This is a genomic window from Spongiibacter nanhainus (assembly GCF_016132545.1).
In the GTDB taxonomy this organism is placed as follows: Bacteria; Pseudomonadota; Gammaproteobacteria; order Pseudomonadales; family Spongiibacteraceae; genus Spongiibacter; species Spongiibacter nanhainus.
The window spans coordinates 383,324-409,449 of sequence record NZ_CP066167.1 but is presented as its reverse complement, the minus strand read 5'-3'; the positions used below and the strand labels follow the sequence as shown (position 1 = coordinate 409,449).

Genomic DNA, 26,126 nt, shown 5'->3' with positions numbered 1-26,126 from the left:
GCACGGCACGCTAAGGGAGAGGAATACGCATGACAGCGCTCATATTGTTTGATGAGAGCAACGGTATCGAGTACCGCTTAGAGCCCGGCGAAACCCATATAGGCCGAGGTGCAGACTGTACAATCCGCGTGCTCAGCTCCAGCGTATCTCGACTGCACGGCAGCTTCGACTACGATGGTCAGAATTTACGCTATAAAGACTTGGGTTCCAGCAACGGCTCTTTTGTAAACGGCACTGCAGTAACAAGCGAGGTGACACTAGGCGATGGCGATCAGCTTATGTTGGGCGACTTTGTTTTTAAGATTTTTGATGAAGATGCCAAGCACAGCGAGGAGTTAGACGAGGATGCCACTCAACTGGTTGGCGATAGTGCCACCCAGATAAACCCGGCACCACCGAGCGGTACGGCACCCAAACCACAGGCCGATATTCCAGCAATGTGGTCGGAACAAGCAGGACTGGAAAAAGCCTCCGGCACCGAGTTTTTCAGCGAAGACAGTGACGACGATGCTGCCAGCAAATACCGGGCCGGGCGCATTGCCGCAGCGCCCATCGGGTCATGGCCGCGATTACTGGGGCTCAATTCGAGTATCGAGGGCAATATCATCGAACTCAATCCGGATAACAGCCCGCGCGACGACAAGGGGCGGCCTTTATGGAAAATCGGTCGCGATGCTTCCGCCGTGGATATTGCCTTCGATGACAGCAGTATCTCCGGCATGCACGCACAGATCATCAATGACGGGAATCGCTGGAAAATCGTCAACTGGATGTCCACCAACGGCACCTTTGTCAACGGTCAGCGTGCCCTGTCTAACTACTTGAAACAGGGGGATATCATTAGCATCGGCAGCCTTGAGCTGGCGTTTGAATTGCCCGCCAATGCGCCACAAGCCGAGTCACCACCTACACCGAATCCCCCTCAAAAACCGGGATTATGGGCGAGGCTAATAGCGCTGATTAAACGCTGAGGGCAGTGTGATCGCCAACAAATCCAAGCTAGTGAGTCAGTGCCTGTAGCTGCCGCTGCATTTTTACCAGGTCGGGGTTCTGGGCCAGTGACTCATACCGCAATAACTGCTCCACTTGATTGAGGTATTCGGCTGCCTGCTGCCCAGATTGTACCCCCTCCATCTCATTCAGCATCGGTTCGATGACCGTTTCCAACTCTGCCATCACCTCGCGATTGCGGGGATGAAAAGCGTAGGCCTTATCCAGATAGAACAGCGCACCGTTCACATCACCGAAGGACTTCGCCTGCCTGGCCTCATTCAGGGCCTGACGAACGTTCTGCTGTTTGGCCGGCTCTAACTCAGCAAAGGGAATATCCGGCCCGGCCTCAGGCTGATACAACAACAGGTAGGCGCCAAAGGCCACCACAGCCAATAACAGCGCCACGGACAGCTGCCGCACCCGGCGCCCGGCACCTCGATAGTGTCGTAAAAACTGCCCCGCATCTTGCCAGCGTTTAGCGCGTTCAAACTCCAGGGCCTTGGCGATCGCCCGCCACTGGTAGTTCGCTAGGCCCTTAATCTTTTTGGGGCGCATTCCCGCCGCCCGGGCCTCGGTCGCTTTTTTTCTGGCAAAGGGGTGCTCGCCAGATAACAATTCATAGGCAATCAATCCGATGGCATACACATCATCCGCCGCGTGGGGCTCGCGGCGCTCCAGCATGTCACAGCTGGCATAGGCCGGCGTAAGCCCCGCCACCTCCCCAAGCCGGTCTACCGATTTGCCATCCACATCGGCCAGTGCCCGTGCAATACCAAAATCGAGAACCTTGAGCTCACCATCATCAGTGACAAAAATATTGGCGGGTTTAATATCGGAATGGACGATGTGCCGCTGGTGGGCGTAAGCGATGCCTTCAGCGAGGCGCTCGACAAAGCGCAAACGCTCCGGGAAGGTATAACCCGAGTTGCCGATCACCTTGTCCAGGGTACTGCCACTCAATGCCTCCATGGTCATAAAGAAGACATCGCCGTCGCGGTCGAAATCGTACACCGTGATGATATTGGGGTGGGCCAGAGTCTGGGATTTATCTGTCTCGCGCTGCAGGGCAATAAATGCCCTGGAGTCTCTAGCAAAACCACCGCTGATCAGTTTGATAGCCACCTGAGGCTTGTCGTGTCTGGCTTCGACTTTGCGCTGATCAATGGCGAGGTAGACGGCTCCCATCCCGCCTTCGCCAAGCTTTTGCTCCAGCCTAAAGCGCTCTTTTAAGACATCGCCGGGGCGCAAATGAAAAACGCCAGCCTGATTGCCGGGGGACGACTGAGTGGCATTGTCTGCATTAATGGGCCGTGTCTGGCCCTGATCATCCTCCGAGATCATTCGGGTGGCGTCGGCGTTGTGCGCCTGTTCCTGGTCTTGCTTGTCCGCCGGCTCCTTGTCGGCCACAGTCTACCTCCTATCTTGCAGACGGCCCTGACACCGCGCCTAGAGAAACGGCCAACAGCTCCGCCCACTGATCGGCCCAGCAGCAGCGGTGATCAAAATCGTTAATCTCACGCAGCGTACCACCATGGCGCTCCACAAATCGGCGCGCCATCTCCGGCCTGACTTCTTCGTCTCTGCCCCCCACCCAATGCCAGTGTCGAACGCCTGCCAAGTCTGCCGACTCTATGGGGTTAAAAGAGTCATCCAGGGGCGCATAGCCGTGTAATGCTACCCAATAGTCAATATCGAGATTGGCGGCCACTGTGACGACTTCATCCACGGCGGGCAAGTCGGCCACCATCAATGTCGCCAGCGCGCCACCCCCACTGTATCCCACGAGACTTATTGATGCCTGTTCGTTATAGCGCAATAGCTGCTGTACGGCAGCAGTCATACTTTTTACCACTTGGGGAGAGTAACGGGCCGTTGTCCAAAGGCGATCATCGCAGCGTTCCAGCACAAAATAACAGGGGCGCCCCAGATAAATCGATGCCGTACTGTCTTGGCTCATCAACTCCAGCACCAGCGTGCTGGATGGAGTGGGATCTTCGGCAACCTGCCTATGCCACAGCCATGGACGACCATCACCATCCAGGTAGACATGTACGCGCTTGGCGCTGTCGATATCTCCCGACATATAGGCACGGTGGAGGAAGCCATCCCCTTTTACTACCGCTATGGAAAACCCCAATGTCTGTGCGCGACGATCCAGCTTTGTTGTCGGGCTGGCACAGCCAACCAATACCAGGAGAAAGCACCAGGCCAGCGACCTAACGATCACGGCCACTCGTATCGTAGACCCGCCACAAGACTGTATTTATCCAGGTAACTATGTCCAATAAGTACATCGCTATTGGCATAGGCAGACCAGCCACGCTGAAACTGGGCAGACACACCCACCCCAACAACACCGGTGGTGTCATCGGGGTCGTCGGATGTTTCGTCAAAGGTACTATTCAGTGAATTATCAAAGGCATTGAGGGCGCGGCCTCTTACACTGGTCGCGTCTGCAAATTCCTGCACAAGCTCCAGTTTTGAGGTGGGAATAAGCACTCCCCAACTTGTTAAAACTACATAGTCGGCCTGAAGTGAGAGTTCTAAACGGGTGGACTCAATATCCTGATCATCAAAGTCTTTGAGAATGCCCGATGCCTCCTCACTTCGCTCTCGATAGCCATCGATACTGCCGCGAAGAAACTGCGCCCGGATCATTGGCGTAACTCGCCAGCGTTGATTGCTGTAGCCATACCCCAAGGCGACATCACCTGACCAGTAGTCGCTGTCGGTAGACGCCGAATAGCCACTTATCCCATCATCGCGCTTAATATCAAGATCGCCACTGCCGTAGCCGAGCAAAGCATCAATAAAAAACCGGCTAAAATAACGTGACAGGTGAGTCGCAAAAATCAGCGAGTCGCTTTCCTGATCACCGGCATTGTTATCGAGATCAGTGTCGCTTTGGGACGCACTTAATGTGGCTCCAGCAAATAGTGCGTCGCTAAAGCGGTAGTCAACCCCAACCGTCAATGCATTAGCCGACTGCTCAAAGCCCTCCCCAAGTGACGTGCGATCCCGTTCTTGGGCACTGTAGTCATGCAAAGCCAGCAATGACAGTCGCCCACTACTGAGCAGCATATCCTCCTCTTGGTCAGCACTGGCAGCGCCGCCCTGCACACTGCCACAGGCGCCGAAGCCGCCCTCGGCGGAACACAGTTTTTGCCTCCGTAATCCATTAATCTTGCGACTCAAGCCGCCCAGTATATGGGTCAGTTCGGCATTAACCGCGTCCGAAGTCGGCGAGACACATGACTCACCCTGCCGGTCGCTTTCCACTGATGACCGACAATCCTGAGCCCTTGCCAACGGCGCTACAGTGAGCATACTCAAAAACGCTATTGCCGCCGCGCCAGCCGTATAACTCCATTGCCTGTTAACGATCATCGCTCTTGCTCCTTTGTACTAGGGCCTGTTCACACTAATTGCACAGCGCTCGACGAGCCGCCTACTGGGGAACGAAGAAAAAGTCCCCGACTTCATGCCCCGCACCTTTGATACTTTTGTACACCGGCACCTGCACAAAATCGCTTGCTGCCGCACGAGCCTTCACAGGCTCGCTCACTTTTAAGAATAAATCGGGCGCCGACAAAATAGCCTTATTGCTTTTTAGTGCCTCTATAAGCTCCCGGGCGAATACCGAATGTCCGTCACCCCCGGTATCGATAACGGGTTTATCGCCACCCGAGGAGAGGAGAAGACGCGAGCGCCGTGGCAGTTTATAACGGATATACTCCGGATCTTGGCTGGCACCTGATCGCCCCGTGCCCAAAAATAGATGGCCGGGGGATGACGACAACAAACCGCCATAACACGAGTCCGCAACTACCAGCACCCTCTTGGCCTTAATTCTTCCCAGGTGATTAGTCACAAACTCATTGGACACCCAAAACGCATCATTGGGCGGCGGGTCAGCATTAACCGGCAACCAATAGCCGGCATCTCTTTCACCCACCTCAACCAGGCTGCCGTGACCGGCGTAATACAGCAGCAGATTGTCGTTTTCCCCCAGAATTTCATGAAGCTCATTGATGGCCTGCATTACCGTCACGCGATCGGCATCGAGCAATAACTGCACATTAAAGCCGTACTGTTTCTCTAAAATGTCAGCCAACTGCCGTGCGTCATTGATGGGGGTTTCCAGGTCTTCCAACGCAGAATAATTGCGATTGCCGATAATCAAGGCGTAGTACCGCCCAAACTTCAGGTCCTTTGAAGACAGTTCAGCGTTCCCGTCTGGTTTACTGGCAACGTCCCCCTTTGCCGAGTTAACGGCAGGCGTTCTAAGCTTGGGAATAGTGCTAAGTTCTTTCTTTATTTCACTGCGATCGCGCCGCAGGGCGCTCGCCAGTTCGGTTAGCGACTCACGCTCTATCTCCAGCTTGGGCTGACGTTTAGCCGGTTCGCTGCCTTTTTCTATTTCGGCAGCATTCAAACTTTGATTCAAAGCCTTGATCTGACGTTCCAAAGCCCGCAACTGGGCATCGCGAGCATCCAGTTTTTTCTGCAGGGACTCACGCAGTGCTTGCTGTTGCTGCTGAGCAGCTTCTTTAAGGATTAGACTATCCGCGGGTAAGCCCCAAGCCTGCCGATACAGATTTAGCGCTCGCGCCTTGTCCTTTTCTACACCCAGACCCTGCTCGTATAGGGTTCCAAGATTAAACTGGCCACGGCGATTGTTTTGCTCGGCGGCTTTCTCATACCAAATTGCCGCCGCTTGATAATTGGGCTCTGTACCCAGGCCTCGCTCGAAAATTTCGCCCACTGCAACCTGGGCTTCGGCGTCGCCAGCCTCTGCTGCCGGCAACCAAACGCTCAGAGCCGTTTTGTAGTTGGCCCGATCATAGGCCACATATTCGCCACCGCGAATATTGCAATCAGAAGCGGTCGTCTTGATAGGGCGACGAGGGGTAAGGTAAGTGGAGTTGCCGAGCTTTCTGAGTTGGCCGGGAAGCAAGCAATCCACTATTTGCATTCCCGCTACCAATTCTTCTTCACTGGGTGTGGTACCCCCTCGATCCGCTACGCCACTCGATGCACAGGCGGACAAAAACGCCCCCAGCGACAAAAAAACCAATCCAGTGGCGCGCGTGAGTACCGCAGATCGACATTCCATGTTGCCCCCTATATAACAGCAATTTTACCTTAGCCAGTGCGGTAGCAAGACCAGACAACCGAGATAATAGATAGACTGGAATAATGGGAGCAGCAATGCTCCCTCGGTATCAAGGTACGGGCTATTATTACCTTTGAGGCTAGCAAACGCGGGGCATTACCGCCAGCGCGCTGGCACTAATTACAGGTCAACTGAGTTGCAGGGGGAGTGAGTGACTGGGGAACCTCTGCACAACCTGGTGATACCTCAGGCTTTGCCAGGTTGTGCAGAGGTTGCCTAGTGGAGCAGGCCGGCCACACATTAAAGCGTACTAATTATTCGAGTGACTGCGCCCTGCCTGCTCATATAACGGTTAGCGAATCTTTCCCGTCACCATCTGCCACGCCATCACCCAATCACCAATAAAACTGTACAGGGGATGGGAGAAGGTCGCCGGTTTGTTCTTTTCAAAAAAGAAGTGCCCCACCCAGGCAAAGCCATAGCCTACAACCGGCAACAACCATAACAGCGCCCACTGTCTGGTGACGACGGTGTACGCCAATAACGCCACCACCAACAGCGAGCCGGTGAGGTGGAGTCGCCGGCAGGTGCGATTCGAATGCTCGGCAAGATAGTAGGGGTAGAACTCAGAAAAACTGTTAAATTGCGTTGGCATACTGACTTTGTCCATGATGCCCTCCTCGGTGCTCGTTATTGGAATAGCCCTTACAAATCGTAACCGGGGTTCTGACGGTCTAGTTTACGCAACAGCCCCGGCCAGGCAATGCCACCGAACAGCCCCTTGGTGACCACCATCGCGGCCTCTTTGGTGCCCTCAACAATGTCTGGAGCGATGGGTGACAACTCACGCCCACCGGCCAAGGCACGCACCTGCACGGTACAGGCCGCCTCAAAGACATACATCGCCAGGAAGGCGTCAGCGGGGTTTTGGCCTACGGTCAGCAAACCGTGGTTGCGCAGCATGAGAAAGGTGTTGTCACCCAAGTCGTTGACCAGGCGTGGCTTTTCATCTTCGTTCAAGGCAATACCTTCATAGTCGTGGTAGCCCAATGAGGCCAACACCAAACTAGCCTGCTGGGAGAGGGGCAGCAAGCCCTCTTGCTGGGCGGAGATGGCCACGCCATTGAGGGAGTGGGTGTGGAGCACGCAGTGGGCATCTTCCCGAGCGGCATGTACGGCACTGTGGATAGTAAAGCCCGCCGGATTAACCGGGTAAGGGGAGTCCAGAATTTTGTTGCAGTCCTGATCTACCTTAACCAGGGATGAAGCAGTGACTTCATCAAAAGTCATGCCATAGGGGTTGATCAAAAACTGATTCTCGGTATCCGGCACCCGGGCCGAAATATGGGTAAACACCAGATCGTCCCAGCCATAGAGCGCCACCAGGCGGTAGGCCGCGGCCAGATCCACCCGCAGTTGCCATTCGGCCTCGGAAACCTGCTCTCTCACACTGTTGCTCATGGTTGCCTTCCCTCTTGTTATCGATATAGTTCATTCAAGACGGCATCATCCTGCACCTCTGCCACTCATTAATCTGTCAACAAGGTGACAATTATCTCAACATTCTGCGAGCAGCCGACTTGAGTGACAAACGGGACATTCTTAACGGTAGCCCATTACTGGCTGGCCTGCCCCCCGAAGCGGTTGAAGAACTGCTGACCATTGCCCGCACCCAGCGCCTTGGCGACGGCGAGCTGCTGTACGCCCAAGGCGACGAGGGCGACGCCATGTACGGCATTCTCTCCGGCAGTGTGCGGCTCAGCAACCACACCAGTGACGGCCGGGAGCTGTTGGTGATGCAGGTAGAGCGGGGAGACTGGATTGGCGAGGTCTCACTGTTCGACGGGCTGCCCCGCAGCCAAACTGCCCGCGCTTTGGGCCACTGCGAGATTCTGGTGCTGGACGGCAAGCCGCTCCAGGCACTCTTGGACGCCGAGCCCGGGCTGTATCGCCACTTTATTCCCATGCTGTGCCGCAAGCTGCGGCTGGCACTGTCCTACGTTGAAGGGGTGTCCCTCTATTCCCTTCCCGAGCGCTTGCGCCAGCGGCTGCTGGAGCTGGGCGAGTTCTACGGCCAGGCCGACGGCGATAACGGCACTCTCATTGACCTCCACCTCCCCCAGGAAGACCTGGCCAAAATGCTGGCGGTATCCCGGCAGGCAGTCAGCCGTGAACTGAAAAAGCTGGAAGCGGAGGGACTGATCCGCCTGGCCTACGGCAAGCTGTGGCTTTGCGACCTCTCAGCGCTGCGGGATGCCCAGAGGGCCGGGCGCTGAATGTCAATCTTGAAGCGGCGCCCAAATTAGCGATAATGACCCGCCACAATAACAGGCTCGACTTTGCAGGCGGCCCATTGCAAGGCTGTTTCGCTTACCCTCCGAATATTCAGGAACCCTATGGCTCTGGCCCCCACAAACACATCCGGTGGTGCACCGCTTTTGTCCCAGCTGGCGCAGTTGGGCTTTGCCGCCGAGCGCCAGTCCAAAGCGACTCTGGCGGATACCCTGGCAGACCTGATCGACCTTTCGGACTCCATCACTCTGACCAAGTCCCTGGCCAAGCTGGCCCGGGTCAAAACCGAGTTTGGCGCCGGTGACCGCCGCAGTGCAGAAAGTGAGTTCCTCAACACCCGGGCCGGCATCCTGCGCTTTATCCAGGAGAGCTTCGAGCCCGGCGACGCCGGCGCGCCCTTTCTGCTGCCCGCCGCCACAGCGGAGACGCTGACCAGCGCCAGCGAGGGGATGCAGCCTTATCAGCGCTTCTACTCCCTCCACCAAAGCGAGATGGACTTCCGCATTGGCAAACTGCGAGGTGCTCTGCGCAAGGTCTTAAGTGGCCATAACCTGGCCGGCGCCCGACTGGCCGCCCTGGATCAGATTCTTAACGACACCATCGGCGACCACAGCCGGCGGATACTGGCCACCCTACCCCAGCTGCTGGGCCAGCACTTTAAAACGCTGCGGCAGGATTTTGTTAGCAGCCGCGACGATGCCATAGACAGCGACCCCGACAGCTGGACCCAGCCCGGTGAATGGCTGGATCGCTTTAACCAGGATATGCGCCACCTGCTCGTTACCGAGCTGGATTTTAGGCTGCTCCCCCTTCGAGGCTTACTGGACGCCCTCGACACTCAGGAAGACCGACTTCTATGACCCGAATTACCTCCTTTATTGCCTTTGCCCTGGGCGCCATTGTGGTGCTGTGGATGGGGGCCGGCTTTATCCAAAGCAGCCCATTGGCACTGCTGGTCACGCTGTTAATCGCGGCCGCTTATATCGCCGGTTTCGCAGAGCTGCTGCGCTACCAGCAGGCCACTGCCTCGCTGGACGCGGCGCTGGATAATAGCAGTCAGCCCGTTGACGACCTGAGCAACTGGCTCGCCAACATCCACCCCTCACTGCGCTTCGCGGTTCGCCAGCGCATTGCCGGCGAAGCCATCGGTCTGCCGGCACCAGTGATTACGCCCTATTTGGTGGGATTGCTGGTGATGCTGGGTCTGCTGGGCACCTTTATCGGCATGGTGGAAACCCTGCAAGGGGCAGTCGGCGCCCTGCAGGGCAGCACCGAGCTGGAAGCGGTGCGGGAAGGCCTCGCCGCGCCGATCCAGGGCCTGGGCATGGCCTTTGCCACCTCCGTAGCCGGCATCACCGCCTCGGCCATGCTGGGACTGATTTCTACCCTCAGCCGTCGCCAGCGCCTGGAGAGTTCGCGCCGCCTGGACGGCGAAATGACCGGCCTTTTTCAGGCCCACTCCCTGAGCCACCAGCGCCGCGAGACCTATGCCGTTATGCGCAGCCAGGCAGAAGTGCTGCCCCAGGTCACCGGGCAACTGGGCGAGCTGGCTGAACACTTAAACCAGCATATCGGCCAACTCAGCGAGCAACTCACAAGCAATCAGCAACGCTTGCAGGATGACCTGCTGAGCCGCTATCAGCATTTGAGCGACTCGGTGGAAGCCGCACTGCAAACCAGCCTGCGCGACGGCGCCAAGGCGGCGGCGGAAAGCATCGAGCCAGCGGTCAGCGAAGTGCTGAAAGGCCTGAATTCAGCCTCGCTGGACACCCAGCAACGCCTTGGCGATGTGGTAGAAAACCACCTGCAATCGCTGACAACCAAAGTCGACACCCTCAGCGAAACACTCCAACAGCGCTGGCAGGCTGAAAGCGAGGCCCAACAACAGCGTCAGCAAAAATTGCTTACTTCTGTTGAGCAGCAGGTTGAGGCCGGCCACGCCAGTTTCGCCGAACGACTCCAGTCCTTGGGCGAACAGATTGCCTCCAGCAACCGCGAGTGGCTTAGCCAGCAGCAATCCGCTGAGCAGGAGCGCCTCAATCAGTGGCAGCAGAGCCTGCAACACAGCGCCGAGCGGCTGAGTGACGCCAGCACAGCACTGGCCCAGCAGGGGCAGCAGCAACTGACCGACGCCCAGGCTAAACTCACCGAGCTGGCCAAACAGGGCGAATCCCTTATTGCCCAGCGCCAAGACCAGGAGGCCCAATGGCACACCACCCTTGAGGCTCAGATCGATAAGCTTACCGCCACCATCGGCGAGCGCCTGGAGGCATTGAATCAGAGCGAAACCCAGCGCAGCGACGCTGCCATCGCGGGACTGGAACGCCTGCAAGAGACCAGCGCCCGCCAACTGGCCGAGCTGGGCGCGACCCTGGAGGCGCCGATGTCCCGCCTCATCGAAACGGCTTCAGAGACCCCGCGGGCCGCCGCCGAAGTGATCGCAAAGCTCCGCGCCGAGATCAGCAACAACGTCGCCAGGGACAACGAGCTGCTGGCAGAACGCCAGCAGACCATGGCCCAGCTCAATACCCTGTCGGCCAGCCTGGAAGAAAACACCCGCATGCAGCAGGAAGCCGTGCAGGCGCTGCTGGACCGCTCTGCGGAGAGCCTGAAGTCTGTGGAGCAGCAGTTTGCCGACAAAGTCAGCGAGGAGAGCGCCAGCCTGCAGGAGCAGATGGCCCATTTTTCCGCCAGCGCCGCCGAGCTGTCGGCCCTGGGCGAGGTATTCACCGCCGCGGTGACCCAGTTTGGCGACGCCAACACCCAGCTTATGGCGCGACTGGAAAGCATCGAGTCGGCCCTGCAGAACTCCGGGCAACGCAGTGAAGAGCAGATGGAATACTTCCTCACTCAAGCCCGGGAAATCATCGACCACAACCTGCTCAGCCACCAGGAATTGCTGGATAAACTCGGCGGCGTCAACGCCGCCCAAGCGGGAGGCCGCTAGGGATGGCAGAGTTGGACGATGGCCTGAATCCGGAGCCGCCGATCTGGGCTGTATTCGGCGACCTGATGACCGGGCTGGTGGGGGTCTTTGTACTGCTGCTGGTGTGGGCGCTGGGCTTTCAACTGGAGCTGTCCCAGTCTCTGCAAAAGGAGGTGGCCAAACGCGAGGCCGAGCAAAGCCGCCGCCAGCAACTGGAGCAGGCGCTGGCAGCGCCATTGGCCCAGGGCCGCATCACCTTTGAGGGCGGCCGCATTGGCATCAGCGGCAGCGTGCTGTTCGCGTTAAACTCTGCCGAGTTGCAGGCAGAGGGCCGGGCGCTACTGGAAAGCCTGATCGATCCCTTGAAGCTCTACCTCAGCGATCACCGGCAGTTGTTGATGGTCAGCGGTTTTACCGACGACCTGCCGATACAGCAAGGCAACCTCAACTTCAGTGACAACTGGGAGCTGTCAGCCCAGCGGGCTTTGACTGTGACCCGGGCACTGATCGACGCCGGCATGCCGGCAGAGCTGGTATTTGCCGCCGCTTTTGGCGACCAACAGCCAGTGGCCCCCAATACCGACGCCGGCAGCCGGGCGCAAAATCGCCGGGTGGAGATGGCGCCGGTACCCCGAGCGCCGTCATTTTCTGAAGGCAGAGCAGAGGGGGCCAACTCAGAAGGACCTGATTCAGGGGAGAGTAATACCTCAGCAAACCGCTCCACCGGGCCACAGGTCAGCGGCGATTATGGGCAATCCTGAGCTGGACCCGGCGCAACTCCGGCGCGAGCTGGAGGATTGGCGGCAGCAGGCGACCCACGCTGCGCCGCTGCGTTTGGCGGTGATCGACACCCTGTTAGCCAAAGCGCAAACCCAGCGCCCGGCGGTGGCCGAACAGCTGTATCGACGGGTCAGTGAGACACTACCCGCACTGATCGCCCAGTGCCAAGCAGAGCCAATGGCACCCAGATCAACCACCGTTAAACCCTCACCTTTGGCTGACTTTGTTCAACAATGGCAGCAGACGATACAACAGCAGGACGTCATCCCAAGCTCACCGCTGGAGGAAAAGATCCGCGCACAAAACGCCCGCTACTTGGGAGAGGTCGCGGCACCGGAGCCCACCGCTTCTCCAGAAAGTGAATCGTCACAGGGATTGCGCGCCGCCCAGCGGCTACAACAGCGACAGGGCGTTCAGGTAAAGCGTCGCAAGGTGGAACTGGCGCTCAGCAAACGTCCCAAAAACCCCGGCCCGTTAAACCCGCAGATGTTGGCGGTAAAGCTGCTCAGCGAAATTCAGCAGAGCTCCCCCGACTACCTGGAACGACTGGTGGTATTTGTAGAGACACTGACCGCGTTGGAAACCCTGGATAAGAAATTCAACAAGAAGTCCGGCAAGACTTAGCACCTACCGGTCGACAAACTTCAGCAGCACTTGCTCGCCGTCAAATCGGGCATCTAACTGAGCAATCAAGGCGTAAACTCCCATCAGCTTGCGCATCACGTAGAGAAAATCCTTGGGCGGCAGCGCAAAGTAGCGGCTGATCGACGCCGCCACGGCACGCTTGGCGATGCGCTTGGGCAAATTGCTCGCCCGCCAGATGTATTCGCCCTGCTCGGTGCGGGCCTCAACAGGCACGCTGTCATCGACTTTGCGTAGCGGTTCGGCGATATCGATACCGATGTCGGTAAAGTTCTCCAGCACATCCTCGGGAAAGTGGGACTTCATAAAGCCCAGCTCAATCGCCTTGTCTAAAAAGACTTCCCGGTCCCGACGGTAGCCCGCCAGCAGCATCTCGCAAAAGGGCGTGGCAAAGGAGGCCGGCAGCATCCGCATGGCACCAAAGTCCAGCAACAATACTTGATCATTGTCACCCTGCTGGTCGATGCGCACCCGGTAATTACCGAAGTTGGGATCGGTCTGCATACGCTGCCAGCTGAACAGCTCCATCAAAAACTGCTCCAGGATTGCTGCGCCAAGGCGGTTGCGCCGGGCCTGGGATAGCGCCGCCACCGCCGGCGAACTGACCGGTTCCGCCGGCTCGTAGCTCATAGTGAGCACATGGCGGGTGCAGTAGTCTGGGTAACTGCGGGGCACGATGTAACGGGGGTCATCTGCCAAGGCTTTGGCAACAAACTCCAGGTCCCGTCGCTCTTGCTCGTAATCGACCTCTTTGTGGAGCAGCTGACGGATATCGCCAAACCACTCATCGAGGTTGCGGGTGGAGTCCATCAAGCGGGACAAGCGCAGCAAGCCCATCACCGCGGAGAAATCGGCATCGATAGTCTGGTCCACCCCGGGGTATTGCACCTTGATGCACAGCGACTCGTCGTCGCCACGCCGGTTTGCCCGGTGGACCTGCCCCAAAGACGCTGCAGCAAAAGCCTCTGGCGTGATCTCCAACTCGGCGAAACGCGCCTCGCCCAGCTCGCGGCGCAGGGCTTTTTCGATGGAACGCCAGGACATCGGCGGCGTGTCGTCCTCCAGTTTGTGGAGGGCCTCGGCCAGCTCCGGCGGCATCAGGTAATCACCATAGGTCGCCATCATCTGGCCAATCTTTACCACGCTGCCCTTCAGCTTACCCAGTTCGCCGATAAAGAAATCGATATTGTCCCGGCGCTGCTGTTGGGCCTTGTCGCTGTCGCCGGTGAGACGCTGCCAGACCTGCTGGCGCACCGCCCGACTGCCGTAGCGAAGGCCCACTTTAGACAGCTCAAAGCGTCGGGACAGGGCGCCGGTTTTCAATCGATGAAGGGGTTTGTCGTCACTCATAGGCCGCTTGGCTTTGGGGTTTTCCTGGGACCGGCCACTATAGACACATCGCTCCGGGGGCACAATCGCGCTAGCATCGGCCTTTTCACACTGGGGTTTACGGCCATGAAACGCAACTGGACTCAAAACCTGGGCATGATCGGGCCAGGCCTAGTGATTGCCGCCACCGGTTTGGGTGCTGGAGACCTAGTCACCGCCAGTGTTGCGGGGGCCACCCTCGGCGCCACATTGGTGTGGGCCGTTATTGTTGGTGCGGCCATTAAATTCCTGCTCAACGAGGGGCTGGCCCGCTGGCAACTGAGTACTGACCGCACTCTGCTTCAGGCTTGGCTGCAGCATCTGCCCCGCTGGGTGTGTGGGTACTTCCTGATCTATCTATGCTTGTGGGGTTTGCTGGTGGGCGCCGCGCTGATGGCCGCCTGCGGCCTCGCCGCCCACGCCCTGCTGCCCCAGTTGTCGATCAACAGCTGGGCGGCGATTCACTCACTGCTGGCCTTGGCGCTGGTATCCCGAGGTCGTTACCGGCTGTTTGAAAACGCCATGAAGGTGCTGATCGGATTGATGTTTGTGGTGGTGATTAGCGCCCTGTGGCGCATCGACCTCAGTGGCTTGCAGATTGCGGACTCCCTATTGCCACCCCGAATCCCAGATGGCGAGCTAACCATGGTACTGGCGGTGATCGGTGGCGTCGGCGGCAGCGTGACCCTGCTGTGCTATGCCTACTGGATTCGGGAAAAAGGCTGGCGGGGCGCAGAATATTTACCACTGGCCCGGCTCGACCTGCTAATCGCCTACTCGGTCACCGCCGCATTTGCGGTGGGCATCATGCTACTGGCCGCCAGCGCGGCACCGGAGACCGTCAGCGGCGGCAAGATGGTGGTAGCCCTGGCCGATAAGCTGGGCGCACTGCTGGGCGCCGAGTTCCGCTGGGTATTTTTGCTGGGCTTCTGGGCGGCGGTATTCAGCTCCATGTTGGGAGTATGGCAGGGCGTCCCCTACTTGTTTGCCGACTTCCTGGCCCACTGGCGGGCCCCCGCCGCAGCCGACACCACAGTATCCACCCAAAGTCCCGGCTACCGCGGCTTTTTGTGGTTTCTGGCACTGCCACCCATGGCCCTGTTATTGCTTGGCAAACCGGTGTGGCTGGTGATTTTGTACTCGGCGGCCGGCGCCCTGTTTATGCCGTTTTTGGGGCTGACCCTGCTCTACCTCAACAATCGTTTTATCCACCAAGACCAACGCAATAGCGCGATGGGCAATGCGCTGATCGTCGCCACCATTGCACTGTTTGCGATGATCGCCCTACTCAAATGGGTGTAGGCTCGCAGCCCACCCCGTGACAGGATAGCCCGCCGCAAACGGTTGCATATCAGCAGCGCCTTATACCATTGGCTAGTGCCCTTGGCAGTGACGCTTGTGCTATTTTGCCGCCACTTCGCCGGACCTCTTACCTTTTTACACGTACTTTTATAGACGGACACCGCCATGCCTCTGAATGTTGTCGCTAAATCAACAACAGGATTATTGGGCCTGTTGTTGGCACTCGCCTTCCCCTCCTCTGCCTTCGCCGCCACCGGCGATATCGACCTCACCAGCTCCACCGTGGGTTACGCTTCGCTGATTATCTTTGTCTTTGCCTACCTGCTGGTGATGGGCGAAGAAAAGCTGCATCTGCGTAAGTCCAAACCCGTGCTGGTGGCCGCTGGTCTGATCTGGATGATGATCGGCTGGGTCTATGTGCAGGGCGGTATGTCCAGTGAATCTGAGCACGCCTTCCGCCATACACTGCTGGAGTTTGCCGAGTTGATGCTGTTCCTGCTGGTGGCGATGACCTACATCAACGCCCTGGAGGAACGCCGCTTGTTTGATGTGCTGCGGGCGTGGATGGTGCAGAAGGGTTTTAACTACCGCACCCTGTTCTGGCTGACCGGCCTACTGGCCTTTTTTATCTCTCCCATTGCCGACAACCTCACCACCGCCCTGTTGATGTGCGCCGTGGTCATTAAGATGGCACCGGATGACAACCGCTTTATCAATCTGTGCTGCATCAATATTGTGATAGCCGCCAATGCCGGCGGCGCCTTCAGTCCCTTTGGCGATATCACCACGCTGATGGTCTGGCAGGCGGGCATCGTGCAGTTCCAGGAGTTCTTCAGCCTGTTTATTCCATCACTGGTCAACTACGGGGTACCGGCGCTGATCATGAGTTTCTTTATCGGCAACCGCAAGCCGGAGGCGGTGTACGAGGAAATCGAACTCAAACGCGGTGCTTTTCGTATCCTTGCCTTATTCCTGCTGACCATTGTCACCGCCGTCTGCTGCCATATCTTCCTGCACCTGCCGCCGGTGGCGGGCATGATGATGGGCCTGGGTTATCTGCAATTTTTCGGCTACTTTTTGCGCCGCAGTCTGCCCGGCTCCCTGGCCCGCAAACGCGCCAAGGCGGAACAAACCGGTGACGAAGAGGCCCTTCAGCGCCTCGGCAGTGTCGTGCCCTTCGATGTCTTCAACCGGGTCGCCCGGGCCGAGTGGGATACCCTGCTATTCTTTTACGGCGTGGTGATGTGTGTAGGCGGTCTGGGCTTTATGGGCTACCTGGCGCTGATGTCCGACCTGCTCTACAACGGCCCCGGACCGACCTTTGCCAACATCACGCTGGGGGTCGCCTCGGCGCTGATCGATAACATTCCGGTGATGTTTGCGGTACTGACCATGGAGCCGGAGATGGCCCACGGTCAGTGGCTGTTGATTACCTTAACGGCGGGTACCGGCGGTAGCTTGTTGTCGATTGGTTCAGCAGCCGGCGTTGCCCTGATGGGACAGGCCCGGGGCTCCTATACCTTCTTTGGCCACCTGAAGTGGGCACCAGTGATCGCGCTGGGCTACGTGGCCAGTATTCTAGTACATCTGTGGTTAAACGCGGGCAGCTTTGCGGTGTTTAACTGATCCATCCTGCCACAGGAGTCTTGCCGAGGGCGCTGCAGCGGATGAGGGGTAAGTGTTGAAAAGAGCGGGACACTTAGTCCCACTCCTCGCCGTAGTCGTGGAGTAATTCTTCACCCTTGGCGATATCCCGCAGCGCCACCACGCTGAAGTCGTCGTAGTAGCTGACGTTTGAGGGACGACCGTGGTTGATGTACTTGAGGCTACAGGTCACGTCAAAAAGGCTGCCGTCATCCAGAGTCAGGGTGTGGAGCCCCGACTCTGTCGCCGGGCGGGTTTTGCACACCCCCAATACCTGCCCGTCTTCAATGTCGGTGGCGGCAAACAGCCCCTTGCCATGGATAGGGCTGCTGGCTACCTTGTAGGGCTTTTTCGCCCGCGTTTTACGTGCTGGGGATTTCGCCATCTAACTTACTCGTCCAAAAAGCGCATTAACGCCGCCCAAGAATCCTTGTCGGCATACTCGTCGTAGGCCAAGGGCATATCAAACTCTTTGCCTTTGGCCGTCGCGCCCGGGTTAGTGAAGCTGTGCATCACCCCGGGGTAGTTGTGGAGTTGCAAATCCACACCGGCGGAGGCCATCTCCTTCACAAAGCCCGCCAGTTGCTTGGGGGGGACCATGGCATCGGCGCCGCCGTGGGCTACCATCACCTTGGCTTTAACCGCGCCCTCTTTGGCAGGATTCTTGGTACCCAGACTGCCGTGGAAGCTGGCAACGCCGGCCAGATCAGCACCGGCACGGGCCTGTTCCAGCACCACCGCGCCACCAAAGCAATAACCGATAGCAAAAATCTTGTCCTCTTTTACGCCCTTCTGAGCCTTGAGAATGTTCATGGCCGCGTTGAAACGGGCACCCATCTTCTCGGGCTCTTCTAATGCCGCGTTCATAAATGCCGTGGCATCCTTGGGGTGATCGGCGACCTTGCCGTGGCCATACATATCCACTGCGATAGCGGTGTAACCTTCTTTGGCCAGCATTTTTGCGCGACTGCGGGCGTAGTCATTAAGGCCCCACCACTCGTGAATCACCACTACTGCCGGGCCTTTACGCTCGGATTTTGAGGCCTTGTACAACACCGCACTGCCCAGACCATCGGGGAGTGTCACCGCCTTTTCCTTCACGCCAGCAAACCCGGAGGCGGGCAGCAGCAAGGCCAATATCAAAGTAAACAGGCTTAGCAGTCTCATGTGTATCTCCGTTTATTGTTGAGTCAGTTAGTGGTGCACACGCTGATCAGTGTTCACCTACCATGTTACAAGCTGGCGACAGAAAGCCAAGCGGCAATACCCCAGCGCTGGCCAACATGGGCCTTCTACTCTGTTTAGTATCAGCCGGGACTGGCATAATTGCGCTATTCCCTATTTGCAGCGGATCATCCTTTATGACCCACACTCGCCTCAGCGACTATCTCCAGCAACAGCAGGTTGACGACGCCTTGCAGCAAGTCGTTCACGCTGTCAGCCGCGCCAGTAACGACATCAATCACGCTCTTTCCAAGGGCGCACTGGCCGGCGTGCTAGGCGCCGCCGGCGCAGAAAACGTGCAAGGCGAAGACCAAAAAAAGCTCGACGTCATTGCCAACGACCTTCTCAAAGCAACGCTGTCGGCAGAGCCGGCGGTACGAGGTGTCGCTTCAGAGGAGGAGCCCGATGTGGTGCCCTGTCACCAAGACGGCCGCTACCTGGTCACTTTCGACCCCCTGGATGGCTCCTCCAATATCGATATCAATTCCATGGTAGGCACCATCTTCTCGGTGTTGGCCCATACCGGCAGCGAAGATGCTGTCGAAGCCGACTTCCTGCAAGCGGGCCGGCAACAGGTCGCTGCCGGCTATGTGCTGTACGGCCCCTCAGTGATCCTGGTTTTAAGCACCGGCAAGGGTGTGGCGATGTTTACCTTAGACCCCGACAGCGGCGACTACCTGCTCACCGATGACGAGGTCAGTATCCCCGCCGATACCGGCGAGTTCGCCATCAACATGTCCAACCAGCGTTTTTGGGCAGAGCCCATGCAGCGCTACATTGCCGAGTTGTTGGCTGGCAAGGACGGTCCCCGAGGCAAAAACTTCAACATGCGCTGGGTGGCAGCCATGGTGGCGGATGTGCACCGCATTCTGTGTCGCGGCGGCTTGTTCAGCTACCCCTGGGACAATCGCAAACCGGAACAGGCGGGCAAATTGCGGCTGATGTACGAGGCCAACCCCATGGGTTTTTTGGTGGAGCAGGCCGGCGGCAAAGTATGGACCCCGGAGGGCCCCATCCTGGATATCCAGCCTCAGCAGATTCACCAGCGGGTGCCGGTGATTTTAGGCGCTGCCAATGAAGTGCAGCGCTGCGTCGATTACCACCAGGCGGGCTGATACGCGCGTAGCACTCGTTCGCTGACAACGCTGACATCGTGCTCAGCTACAGACACGGCTTTCACGCCGGTAACCACGCCGATGTGCTCAAGCACCTGGTGCAGGTATTGATTCTCGACTATATGCAGATCAAACCGGCGCCGGTGCACTACATCGACACCCACGCTGGCGCCGGTATGTACGACCTCGCCGGCGGCTTTGCCAGCAAGAACCGGGAATACCTCAGCGGTATCGACAAACTGCGCCGAGACCCGCGCGGGCTGGGTGAGGTACTGAAACGCTATCTGGCGGTGGTGGAGTTAAGCACGGCCAGCGCGCCGCAATGCTATCCGGGCTCTCCAGCGATTGCCCTGAGCCTACTGAGGCCCCAGGACCGCGCCACCTTATTTGAACTTCACCCCCGGGACTGTGACAGCCTGATCCAGCAGTTTTATCGTCGCGCCAGGATCGAACTGGCGGACGGTTTTACCGGGCTGCCGGGGCTGCTACCGCCCAAATCCCGGCGGGCATTGGTGTTGATTGATCCGCCGTATGAAGACAAGGACGACTATTTGCGGACGATCGACTGCTTAAAAGTATGCCAGCGCCGTTTCTCGTCGGGGGTTTACGGACTGTGGTATCCGCTACTGCCCTCTGCCGTGTCGCAAGCCTTCAAAGATCAGCTGATCGCTCTGTCTCCCAATCGCTATCTTTATGCGTCGTTGCAGGTCAAGGAGCCAACAGGGGAGCGCGGCATGTTCGGCAGTGCGATGTTCGTCATCAATCCGCCGTGGGGGCTGGAGGGGCAACTCACCGAGGCGCTACCGACCCTGGCAGCGCGCCTCGGCGAAGGTGGGCAGGGGAGGTATGAGCTCAATGCCCGGTTGGACTGAAGTTCTTGGCCTACAGCACCTCGCTGGCAATAAACTCCATGGTGTCCACTGAGGTTTCGTAGTGGTCCCGGTGCCCCATCATAATGGTGGTGACCGGTGACTTCTTCCAATCCTGCAGGCGCTCCCGGATCCGCTCTTTGGGACCAACCAGAGAGATTTCGTCTACGAGTGCATCGGGCACTGCCTTGATGGCCTCCTCGTGCTTACCCTCGTACCACAGGTCCTGTACTTTTTGTGCTTCATCGCCAAAGCCCATCCGCCCCATCAAATTCTGGTGGAAGTTCTCGTCCTTCGCACCCATACCACCGAGATACAGCGCCATCGTCATTTTGCCGGGAAACATCGCCTCTTCCAGGTTATCGTTAACGATGACGTTCACCATGGCATTAATTTCGAAGTCATCCGGCTTATTAGCCAGTGACTCGTCGAATATCCCCATGCGGTAGGGCGACACAAAAATCGGCATCCAGCCATCGAAACGTTCTGCTGCCAGAGCGATATTCTTGGGACCTTCCGCCCCCAGGAATACCGGGATTTTCTTACGCAGCGGATGGGTAATGCTCTTGAGGGGCTTGCCCAGCCCCAGGCTGTTGGGGCCGTTGTAAGGCAGATTGTATTGCTTGCCGCTGAACTCCACCGGCTTTTCCCGGGCCACGACCTGACGGAAGATATCCAGCCACTCCCGGGTACGCTCTAGGGGCCGCTTAAACTGCTGGCCGTACCAACCCTCTACTACCTGCGGTCCAGACACCCCCACACCCAGGCACAAGCGACCATTGGACAGATGGTCTAATGTAATAGCCGTGGTCGCGGCACAGGCCGGGGTCCGGGCGGAAAGCTGCATTACCCCAGTACACACGCGAATCTTGCTGGTCTGGGTGGCAATGGCCGCCAGTGGCGTAAAGCAGTCCGAGCCGTAGGCTTCTGCGGTGTAAACAGAATCAAAGCCCAAGCGCTCTGCTTGCTGCGCCAGCTCGATAAAGCGGTCGGTGGGGTGCTTTTGCCAGTAACCCAGATGTAAGCCCAGTTTCATGATCGTACCTCGCGGTATTTTTGTCGTCCCATGGCTCGTCGGCCAGATTAGTGATTGCGAGTATAGAAAGCACCCGGCGGCAAGGACCATGACCAAACTGCTCACACCAGGGGCGGGAGGTGGCTAAATAGCTCAGCTGGACACAGCCTGAGAGGTCCCACCAGAGCCGCAGCGGATTAATCTTCTATTAATCTGGCAGTCAATGCCTGTTCAACAAGGATGAGGATACTGAGCCTGTCAAACACACAGGAGACACGACATGAAAAAAATCGCGATTGCTGCAGCCAGCGCCCTGGCTCTCAACTCCTTAAACGCCAACGCCAGCGTACTGACCGAGAGCAAAATCATTGAAGCTCAAAACAAGTGGGCCCAAGGCATTGTACAAATTGGCGAGGCCAAAATGACCGGTGCTGACTACCGGGCCGAAGCGCAAAAGCTGCTGGAAAGCCTTTACGGCTACGACAAGGGTGAGGTTTTGTTTAAACCTACCAAAGCCAAACAAGACCAGTTCCGCGAGACCTTTGAGGAAGCCCATTCCTACTTCGTGAAGGGCGTTGTGGAGGAAGATCAGGGCTTTGCCATCAACCCGTGGACGCAGGTTCGCTTCGACAATCACGACATTATGATCCAGGACGACTTTGCACTGGCGATGGGCAACTACTTCTTCACCACGCCAGACAACCAAGAGGTCAAAGTGGAATACACTTTTGGCTACCGCCTGGACGAAAATGGCAATGTAAAAATCGTACTCCACCACTCCTCTCTGCCCTACGACTCGTAGGACCGGAATTGTCTCCGGGTATAAGGGGACTGGCGAGCCAGGCAATCCGGCGGCCTATCACAGGGCGCCGGATTTATGCCTCGCGTTAGATGCACCGGCAAATGACCGTGCACTAGAACGCAAGGGATAACGTATAAATGGCTGTTGTCGCCAAGGGATTCCGCAACCACCATGTATAAACGCAAAGTCATCGTCTTTGCCGCGCTGATTTCGGTCATTGTGATTCTGACGTCAGCGCTGGTTATTGCGACAACGCAGATCACCCGCACCAACCTGACCCAGAACAATATCGCTCAAGCCTTACTCAACGAGCATATCTTGGTGTCGGGCACCTCTTATCGCCTGTTTAAACAGCTCACCGACGAATTGATATTTGGCAAAGACGCCAACCAGGCCGAAGTGCGCAACAAGAGCGCCATCATCGACCAGAGTATTGCCAAGATTATTCAGCTGGAGGAGCGGCAACGGAAAGCGCTGGGCGAGGAGGCCACCCAGGGCAGTGTGGAGGATACCGGGGCGCTGGCAGAGTTACTGGACGAAATAATCACCGAATTTCGCGCCGTTATCGCCGAGCAAAACCGAACCCAAATCCAGCAGCGGGAGAGAATCCAGCGCTTGCTGGAAGTCACTATCGACAACCGCTTTCGGGAAGCCATCAACGCTGCGGTCAGCCGGCAAAGCAAAGTCGTGGCCTCATTGAACGCCCGTATTGAGACCTTAAGCCAATCGATACTGTGGTACGCCATTTTGCTGGCGCTCTTTACCGTGCCCCTGGTCTTTATCGGCTTCTACTGGTTGTTGGGGGTGCTCTATCAGCCACTGAACTCGATTCGAGAAGGCGCTGAAGCCATCGCCCAGGGCAACTTGAATCACCGGATTTCCCGGGGCTTTGACGCCGAGTTCGACTCCATCGCCGCCGCCTTTAACAGTATGGCCGAAGAGCTCTCGGAGCAGCGGGAGAAGGCCCAGCACTCTACACGGGAACTGGAATATCAGGTTTCCCAACGCACCGCAGAGCTGACCCGGGCCAACCAATTGCTACAAAACAACGATACCGCACGCAAAGAGTTCCTTGCCGATATCAGCCATGAGTTGCGCACACCGCTGTCTATTATTCGCGGCGAGGCACAAGTGACCCTGCGGCAAAAACACGTGTCAGAGCAGGACTACAAAAATACACTGGAGGAAGTCCTTGAGCAGGTCCTGAACCTTACACGCCTGGTAGACGATCTGCTGATGATCGCCCGGGCAGAATCCGGCGCGTTGCGCATTGTCCCGCAAACTGTCGACATGGCCGAGCTGATCGGCTCGACGATAGACAAGGTGCAATCCTTCAGCAACAGCCAACCCCTGGCGCTGAGAACAGAACTGGCCGATGACCTGCCCTTGATCAGTTGCGACCCAGACCGCATTGCGCAGGTGGTGATGATCTTGCTGGATAATGCCATCAATTACGCTGGCAAGGGGGTGAGCGTCGTGATCCGTTGCAATCGGCGCGGGCACGCGCTATACCTCACCGTTGAGGACAACGGCCGCGGTATTGACGCCGATATTTTGCCCTTCATCTTTGATCGCTATTTCCGCGCTGCCGATGCCCGCACAGGCCAAGGCTCCGGCCTGGGGCTGGCCATTGCCAAAGCCATTGTGGAAGCCCACAAAGGCAGTATCACCGCGACCTCAGCGCCGGGACAGGGCACCCGTTTCACTATTGAACTGCCTACCAATGGAGGCGCCAGTGGCAACTATTCTATTGGTTGAGGATGAGCACAAGTTGGCCAGCTTTTTACTTCGCGGTCTGGGCGCAGAGGGCTACGATTGTGACTGGATCGATAGCTCTGAGCGCTTTTTATCGGAAATTGGTTCACCGCAATACGAGTTAATCTTACTGGACAGGCTGGTCCAAGATATCGACACCCTCGATTACTTGCCGTTGGTCAAGAAAAAACAACCCAAGGCGATGATCTTAATGCTGACGGCTCTGCAAGATGTTGACCAAAAGGTGATCGGTTTACAGGCCGGCGCCGATGACTACCTGGGCAAGCCTTTTGACTTTGACGAGCTGTTAGCTCGGGTCACCGCCTTGCTGCGACGGGGCGGACACCAACACGGCCCCATCCAACAACTCAGCCGCGGTCACCTGGCACTAAACACTGACAGCCACCGGGTGTGGCTAAACCAACGGGAAGTGGAGCTGACCCACCTGGAATACCAGCTATTGAAATGCTTCCTATCCAACCCCGATTCGGTGCTGTCCCGGGAGCGCATACTCAACAAAGTGTGGGGCAGCCTGGCCGATCCACTGACCAATATCGTCGACGTCTATATCCGCCGGGTGAGAAAAAAACTGTCGGAAGCCAGCGAGGCACAACAGCTCGACTGCCATAACGAGAGCTTTATCGAGACAGTTCGCGGCAGTGGCTATCGCTTGGGTCGCGGTAAATAGCGCTGCACCTCATTGCGGGGGAAATAAAAAAGCCCCCACCGCCGAAGCGAAGGGGGCTTTTGACTGCCGAGCAACTTACTTGTCGATGCGCTTAAGTACGATTGGCAGATCGTCCAGGGGCTTGGGCAGCGGCACAGTCTGGAAATTGTCGGTGGCTTTGGGATCGAGTTTAAACTCGTAGCGACGCAGGAACTGGTGCAGGAAGTTTTTAGTCTGCATCAGGGCAAAGTGCATACCAATACATTTGTGGGCACCGCCGCCAAAGCCGACAAAGCTGAAGCTGTGACGCTTGTGCTCCAAGCGGGGCTCCAACCAGCGGTCGATATCAAACTTATGGGGGTTATCCCAGTACTCTTCCATGCGCTGAGTGTGCATCGGCGTCAGGAACAAAATGGTATTTGCAGGGATGTGGTAACCGCCCAGCTCGCAGTCATTGATGGTGCGGCGCTGCATCATCATGACTGAGGGGTGCAGGCGCAGCGCCTCTTTCACTGCCACTTCCGCCAGCGGCATTTTGTCCAGGTCCTCGTACTCGAGAAAGTCCTTACCAATGGCCTCCGCCTCCTCGCGCAGACGCTGTTGCGCCTCCATATCCTGGCCGAGGTAATACAGCAGGTGGCTCAGAGCGCTGGTAGTAGTGTCGTGGGCGGCAAACAACAGGAAGCTCATGTGGGCGGTGATGTCTTCATTGCTGAAGTACTCGCCGTCTTCAGTTTTTTCACGGGTGAAGTAACTGAAGGTATCGATGCCATCGCCGGCGCGACGCTCTTCGATCAAGTTCTCAAAGAAGGCCTTCATGTGGCGCTCTGCTTTTTTGGCTTTGTAGTGCTTGGTGCCGGGAATCTCTTTGGTAATGATCCCCATCAAGCCGTCGGCCACATCGCTGAAGTCCCGGTTCATCTCTTCCGCGCGCTTGTCGTCCTTATCCAGGCCAACAAAGATTTTGGCGGCCACGTCCAACAAGGTTTGCTTGATGGCCGGGAAAAACAGCATTTCTTTCGACGTGTCATCCCAGTGTTCCACCGCATCGGCAATCATCGGTCCCATGGTGTCGATGTAGCCCTTCATGGCGTCGTTTTTAAAGGCCGACTGCATCATGCGGCGCTGGAAGCGGTGCTCTTCGTGGTCCCGCAGCAGCAAAGCCCCTTTGTAGTAGCGACCCAGGGAGCCCATGTAACCCATCTCTGCGGAGAAATTGCGATCTTTGTCCAGATATACCTGTTGAAACAGGTCTGGGCCGATCAGCAATACACCTTTGAAGCCCGCCAAACCAAAGCGAGACACATTGCCGTACTTCTTGTACTGCTTGTCGATGGTGCCGTAGAGATCTTTTACCAGCGCAAAGGTATGGCCAATAACCGGCGCGCCAAAAGAGCCGGGAATGTGCTTCAAGCCGTGGTTGTTCTTGAGCTGGCGATAATCAGTGCTTGTTGCGGTTGCCATGGAAGGGCCTCCGTGGGATTTAAGTTAGCCGTCTTATTTGATGGACATCATAGCCTCCCAATTTATACATATCAATCGTTCGATATGAATAATTGGTCATTTTTCTGTATAGTGTGAACCCGTACCGTTAATCACCCGCAGAGAACGACAGC

Annotated in this window: 24 protein-coding genes; 13 read left to right on the top strand and 11 right to left on the bottom strand. The window is 57.4% G+C overall.

Annotated features, from left to right (window positions below):
• Positions 1 to 29 precede the first annotated feature (29 nt).
• Positions 30 to 971, top strand: a complete 942-nt coding sequence (locus I6N98_RS01965; protein ID WP_198570155.1) for an FHA domain-containing protein — start codon at positions 30 to 32, stop codon at positions 969 to 971.
• Between the two features lie 28 nt (positions 972 to 999).
• Here the strand turns inward: I6N98_RS01965 and I6N98_RS01960 are convergent, their stop codons facing one another.
• The 6 genes from I6N98_RS01960 to I6N98_RS01935 form a co-directional block, all read right to left on the bottom strand.
• Positions 1,000 to 2,400, bottom strand: a complete 1,401-nt coding sequence (locus I6N98_RS01960) for a serine/threonine-protein kinase (RefSeq protein ID WP_198570154.1) — start codon at positions 2,398 to 2,400, stop codon at positions 1,000 to 1,002.
• Positions 2,401 to 2,410: 10 nt separating this feature from the next.
• Complete coding sequence (locus I6N98_RS01955) at positions 2,411 to 3,220, bottom strand: alpha/beta fold hydrolase (RefSeq protein ID WP_198570153.1); 810 nt, start codon at positions 3,218 to 3,220, stop codon at positions 2,411 to 2,413.
• Positions 3,217 to 4,380 (bottom strand): autotransporter outer membrane beta-barrel domain-containing protein, encoded by a 1,164-nt coding sequence (locus I6N98_RS01950; RefSeq protein WP_198570152.1) that lies wholly within the window; start codon positions 4,378 to 4,380, stop codon positions 3,217 to 3,219. Before I6N98_RS01950 ends, I6N98_RS01955 begins: the two co-directional genes overlap by 4 nt.
• A 61-nt stretch (positions 4,381 to 4,441) precedes the next feature.
• Complete coding sequence (locus I6N98_RS01945) at positions 4,442 to 6,109, bottom strand: caspase family protein (protein WP_198570151.1); 1,668 nt, start codon at positions 6,107 to 6,109, stop codon at positions 4,442 to 4,444.
• A 352-nt stretch (positions 6,110 to 6,461) separates the two neighbouring features.
• A complete protein-coding gene (locus I6N98_RS01940; protein WP_198570150.1) occupies positions 6,462 to 6,779 on the bottom strand; it encodes an Mpo1-like protein in 318 nt (105 codons plus the stop codon).
• Positions 6,780 to 6,814: 35 nt separating this feature from the next.
• Positions 6,815 to 7,570, bottom strand: coding sequence for a class II aldolase/adducin family protein (locus I6N98_RS01935; RefSeq protein ID WP_198570149.1), 756 nt, complete (start codon positions 7,568 to 7,570; stop codon positions 6,815 to 6,817).
• A gap of 119 nt (positions 7,571 to 7,689) precedes the next feature.
• Here I6N98_RS01935 and I6N98_RS01930 point away from each other — a divergent pair, with 119 nt between their 5' ends.
• The 5 genes from I6N98_RS01930 (at position 7,690) to I6N98_RS01910 (ending at position 12,731) form a co-directional block, all read left to right on the top strand.
• The gene (locus tag I6N98_RS01930) at positions 7,690 to 8,385 is read left to right on the top strand and encodes a Crp/Fnr family transcriptional regulator (RefSeq protein ID WP_198570148.1); all 696 of its coding nucleotides are present in this window, start codon (positions 7,690 to 7,692) and stop codon (positions 8,383 to 8,385) included.
• Positions 8,386 to 8,505: 120 nt separating this feature from the next.
• The gene (locus I6N98_RS01925; RefSeq protein WP_198570147.1) at positions 8,506 to 9,261 is read left to right on the top strand and encodes a DUF3348 family protein; all 756 of its coding nucleotides are present in this window, start codon (positions 8,506 to 8,508) and stop codon (positions 9,259 to 9,261) included.
• Positions 9,258 to 11,348, top strand: a complete 2,091-nt coding sequence (locus tag I6N98_RS01920; RefSeq protein WP_198570146.1) for a hypothetical protein — start codon at positions 9,258 to 9,260, stop codon at positions 11,346 to 11,348. The genes I6N98_RS01925 and I6N98_RS01920 overlap by 4 nt, the downstream gene beginning before the upstream one ends.
• A 2-nt stretch (positions 11,349 to 11,350) precedes the next feature.
• On the top strand, positions 11,351 to 12,088 hold the full coding sequence (locus I6N98_RS01915) for an OmpA family protein (protein WP_198570145.1): 738 nt from the start codon (positions 11,351 to 11,353) through the stop codon (positions 12,086 to 12,088).
• Positions 12,075 to 12,731, top strand: coding sequence for a DUF2894 domain-containing protein (locus tag I6N98_RS01910; RefSeq protein WP_198570144.1), 657 nt, complete (start codon positions 12,075 to 12,077; stop codon positions 12,729 to 12,731). The genes I6N98_RS01915 and I6N98_RS01910 overlap by 14 nt, the downstream gene beginning before the upstream one ends.
• A 3-nt stretch (positions 12,732 to 12,734) precedes the next feature.
• Here the strand turns inward: I6N98_RS01910 and I6N98_RS01905 are convergent, their stop codons facing one another.
• Positions 12,735 to 14,099 (bottom strand): ABC1 kinase family protein, encoded by a 1,365-nt coding sequence (locus I6N98_RS01905; RefSeq protein WP_198570143.1) that lies wholly within the window; start codon positions 14,097 to 14,099, stop codon positions 12,735 to 12,737.
• Between the two features lie 105 nt (positions 14,100 to 14,204).
• Here I6N98_RS01905 and I6N98_RS01900 point away from each other — a divergent pair, with 105 nt between their 5' ends.
• On the top strand, positions 14,205 to 15,419 hold the full coding sequence (locus tag I6N98_RS01900; protein ID WP_198570142.1) for an Nramp family divalent metal transporter: 1,215 nt from the start codon (positions 14,205 to 14,207) through the stop codon (positions 15,417 to 15,419).
• A 165-nt stretch (positions 15,420 to 15,584) separates the two neighbouring features.
• Positions 15,585 to 17,045 (top strand): sodium:proton antiporter NhaD, encoded by a 1,461-nt coding sequence (gene nhaD, locus I6N98_RS01895; RefSeq protein ID WP_198570141.1) that lies wholly within the window; start codon positions 15,585 to 15,587, stop codon positions 17,043 to 17,045.
• A gap of 73 nt (positions 17,046 to 17,118) precedes the next feature.
• Here the strand turns inward: nhaD and I6N98_RS01890 are convergent, their stop codons facing one another.
• On the bottom strand, positions 17,119 to 17,448 hold the full coding sequence (locus I6N98_RS01890) for an SET domain-containing protein (protein WP_198570140.1): 330 nt from the start codon (positions 17,446 to 17,448) through the stop codon (positions 17,119 to 17,121).
• A 5-nt stretch (positions 17,449 to 17,453) separates the two neighbouring features.
• Positions 17,454 to 18,230, bottom strand: coding sequence for a dienelactone hydrolase family protein (locus I6N98_RS01885; protein ID WP_198570139.1), 777 nt, complete (start codon positions 18,228 to 18,230; stop codon positions 17,454 to 17,456).
• Positions 18,231 to 18,424: 194 nt separating this feature from the next.
• Here I6N98_RS01885 and I6N98_RS01880 point away from each other — a divergent pair, with 194 nt between their 5' ends.
• The gene (locus I6N98_RS01880) at positions 18,425 to 19,402 is read left to right on the top strand and encodes a class 1 fructose-bisphosphatase (protein WP_198570138.1); all 978 of its coding nucleotides are present in this window, start codon (positions 18,425 to 18,427) and stop codon (positions 19,400 to 19,402) included.
• Between the two features lie 38 nt (positions 19,403 to 19,440).
• The gene (locus I6N98_RS01875) at positions 19,441 to 20,274 is read left to right on the top strand and encodes a 23S rRNA (adenine(2030)-N(6))-methyltransferase RlmJ (protein WP_198570137.1); all 834 of its coding nucleotides are present in this window, start codon (positions 19,441 to 19,443) and stop codon (positions 20,272 to 20,274) included.
• Between the two features lie 10 nt (positions 20,275 to 20,284).
• On the opposite strand, the gene I6N98_RS01870 is transcribed toward I6N98_RS01875, so the two are convergent.
• Entirely contained in the window at positions 20,285 to 21,307 is a 1,023-nt protein-coding gene (locus I6N98_RS01870) for an LLM class F420-dependent oxidoreductase (protein ID WP_198570136.1), read from the bottom strand.
• Between the two features lie 259 nt (positions 21,308 to 21,566).
• Between I6N98_RS01870 and I6N98_RS01865 the strand changes: the two genes are divergently transcribed.
• From I6N98_RS01865 to I6N98_RS01855, 3 genes are all read left to right on the top strand, one after another.
• Entirely contained in the window at positions 21,567 to 22,088 is a 522-nt protein-coding gene (locus I6N98_RS01865) for a hypothetical protein (protein ID WP_198570135.1), read from the top strand.
• 171 nt (positions 22,089 to 22,259) lie between these two features.
• Complete coding sequence (locus I6N98_RS01860) at positions 22,260 to 23,846, top strand: sensor histidine kinase (RefSeq protein ID WP_198570134.1); 1,587 nt, start codon at positions 22,260 to 22,262, stop codon at positions 23,844 to 23,846.
• Positions 23,824 to 24,531, top strand: coding sequence for a response regulator transcription factor (locus tag I6N98_RS01855; protein ID WP_198570133.1), 708 nt, complete (start codon positions 23,824 to 23,826; stop codon positions 24,529 to 24,531). The genes I6N98_RS01860 and I6N98_RS01855 overlap by 23 nt, the downstream gene beginning before the upstream one ends.
• Positions 24,532 to 24,606: 75 nt before the next feature.
• Here the strand turns inward: I6N98_RS01855 and I6N98_RS01850 are convergent, their stop codons facing one another.
• Positions 24,607 to 25,974: a cytochrome P450 gene (locus I6N98_RS01850; protein WP_198570132.1), complete on the bottom strand. Its 1,368-nt coding sequence runs from the start codon at positions 25,972 to 25,974 to the stop codon at positions 24,607 to 24,609.
• Positions 25,975 to 26,126 lie beyond the last annotated feature (152 nt).

Coding starts and splice junctions, on each gene's coding strand:
- I6N98_RS01965 (WP_198570155.1), top strand. CDS start 30: ATGACAGCGCTCATATTGTTTGATGAGAGCAACGGTATCGAGTACCGC.
- I6N98_RS01950 (WP_198570152.1), bottom strand. CDS start 4,380: ATGATCGTTAACAGGCAATGGAGTTATACGGCTGGCGCGGCGGCAATA.
- I6N98_RS01945 (WP_198570151.1), bottom strand. CDS start 6,109: ATGGAATGTCGATCTGCGGTACTCACGCGCGCCACTGGATTGGTTTTT.
- I6N98_RS01940 (WP_198570150.1), bottom strand. CDS start 6,779: ATGGACAAAGTCAGTATGCCAACGCAATTTAACAGTTTTTCTGAGTTC.
- I6N98_RS01935 (WP_198570149.1), bottom strand. CDS start 7,570: ATGAGCAACAGTGTGAGAGAGCAGGTTTCCGAGGCCGAATGGCAACTG.
- I6N98_RS01925 (WP_198570147.1), top strand. CDS start 8,506: ATGGCTCTGGCCCCCACAAACACATCCGGTGGTGCACCGCTTTTGTCC.
- I6N98_RS01920 (WP_198570146.1), top strand. CDS start 9,258: ATGACCCGAATTACCTCCTTTATTGCCTTTGCCCTGGGCGCCATTGTG.
- I6N98_RS01915 (WP_198570145.1), top strand. CDS start 11,351: ATGGCAGAGTTGGACGATGGCCTGAATCCGGAGCCGCCGATCTGGGCT.
- I6N98_RS01910 (WP_198570144.1), top strand. CDS start 12,075: ATGGGCAATCCTGAGCTGGACCCGGCGCAACTCCGGCGCGAGCTGGAG.
- I6N98_RS01905 (WP_198570143.1), bottom strand. CDS start 14,099: ATGAGTGACGACAAACCCCTTCATCGATTGAAAACCGGCGCCCTGTCC.
- I6N98_RS01900 (WP_198570142.1), top strand. CDS start 14,205: ATGAAACGCAACTGGACTCAAAACCTGGGCATGATCGGGCCAGGCCTA.
- nhaD (WP_198570141.1), top strand. CDS start 15,585: ATGCCTCTGAATGTTGTCGCTAAATCAACAACAGGATTATTGGGCCTG.
- I6N98_RS01890 (WP_198570140.1), bottom strand. CDS start 17,448: ATGGCGAAATCCCCAGCACGTAAAACGCGGGCGAAAAAGCCCTACAAG.
- I6N98_RS01885 (WP_198570139.1), bottom strand. CDS start 18,230: ATGAGACTGCTAAGCCTGTTTACTTTGATATTGGCCTTGCTGCTGCCC.
- I6N98_RS01880 (WP_198570138.1), top strand. CDS start 18,425: ATGACCCACACTCGCCTCAGCGACTATCTCCAGCAACAGCAGGTTGAC.
- I6N98_RS01870 (WP_198570136.1), bottom strand. CDS start 21,307: ATGAAACTGGGCTTACATCTGGGTTACTGGCAAAAGCACCCCACCGAC.
- I6N98_RS01865 (WP_198570135.1), top strand. CDS start 21,567: ATGAAAAAAATCGCGATTGCTGCAGCCAGCGCCCTGGCTCTCAACTCC.
- I6N98_RS01860 (WP_198570134.1), top strand. CDS start 22,260: ATGTATAAACGCAAAGTCATCGTCTTTGCCGCGCTGATTTCGGTCATT.
- I6N98_RS01850 (WP_198570132.1), bottom strand. CDS start 25,974: ATGGCAACCGCAACAAGCACTGATTATCGCCAGCTCAAGAACAACCAC.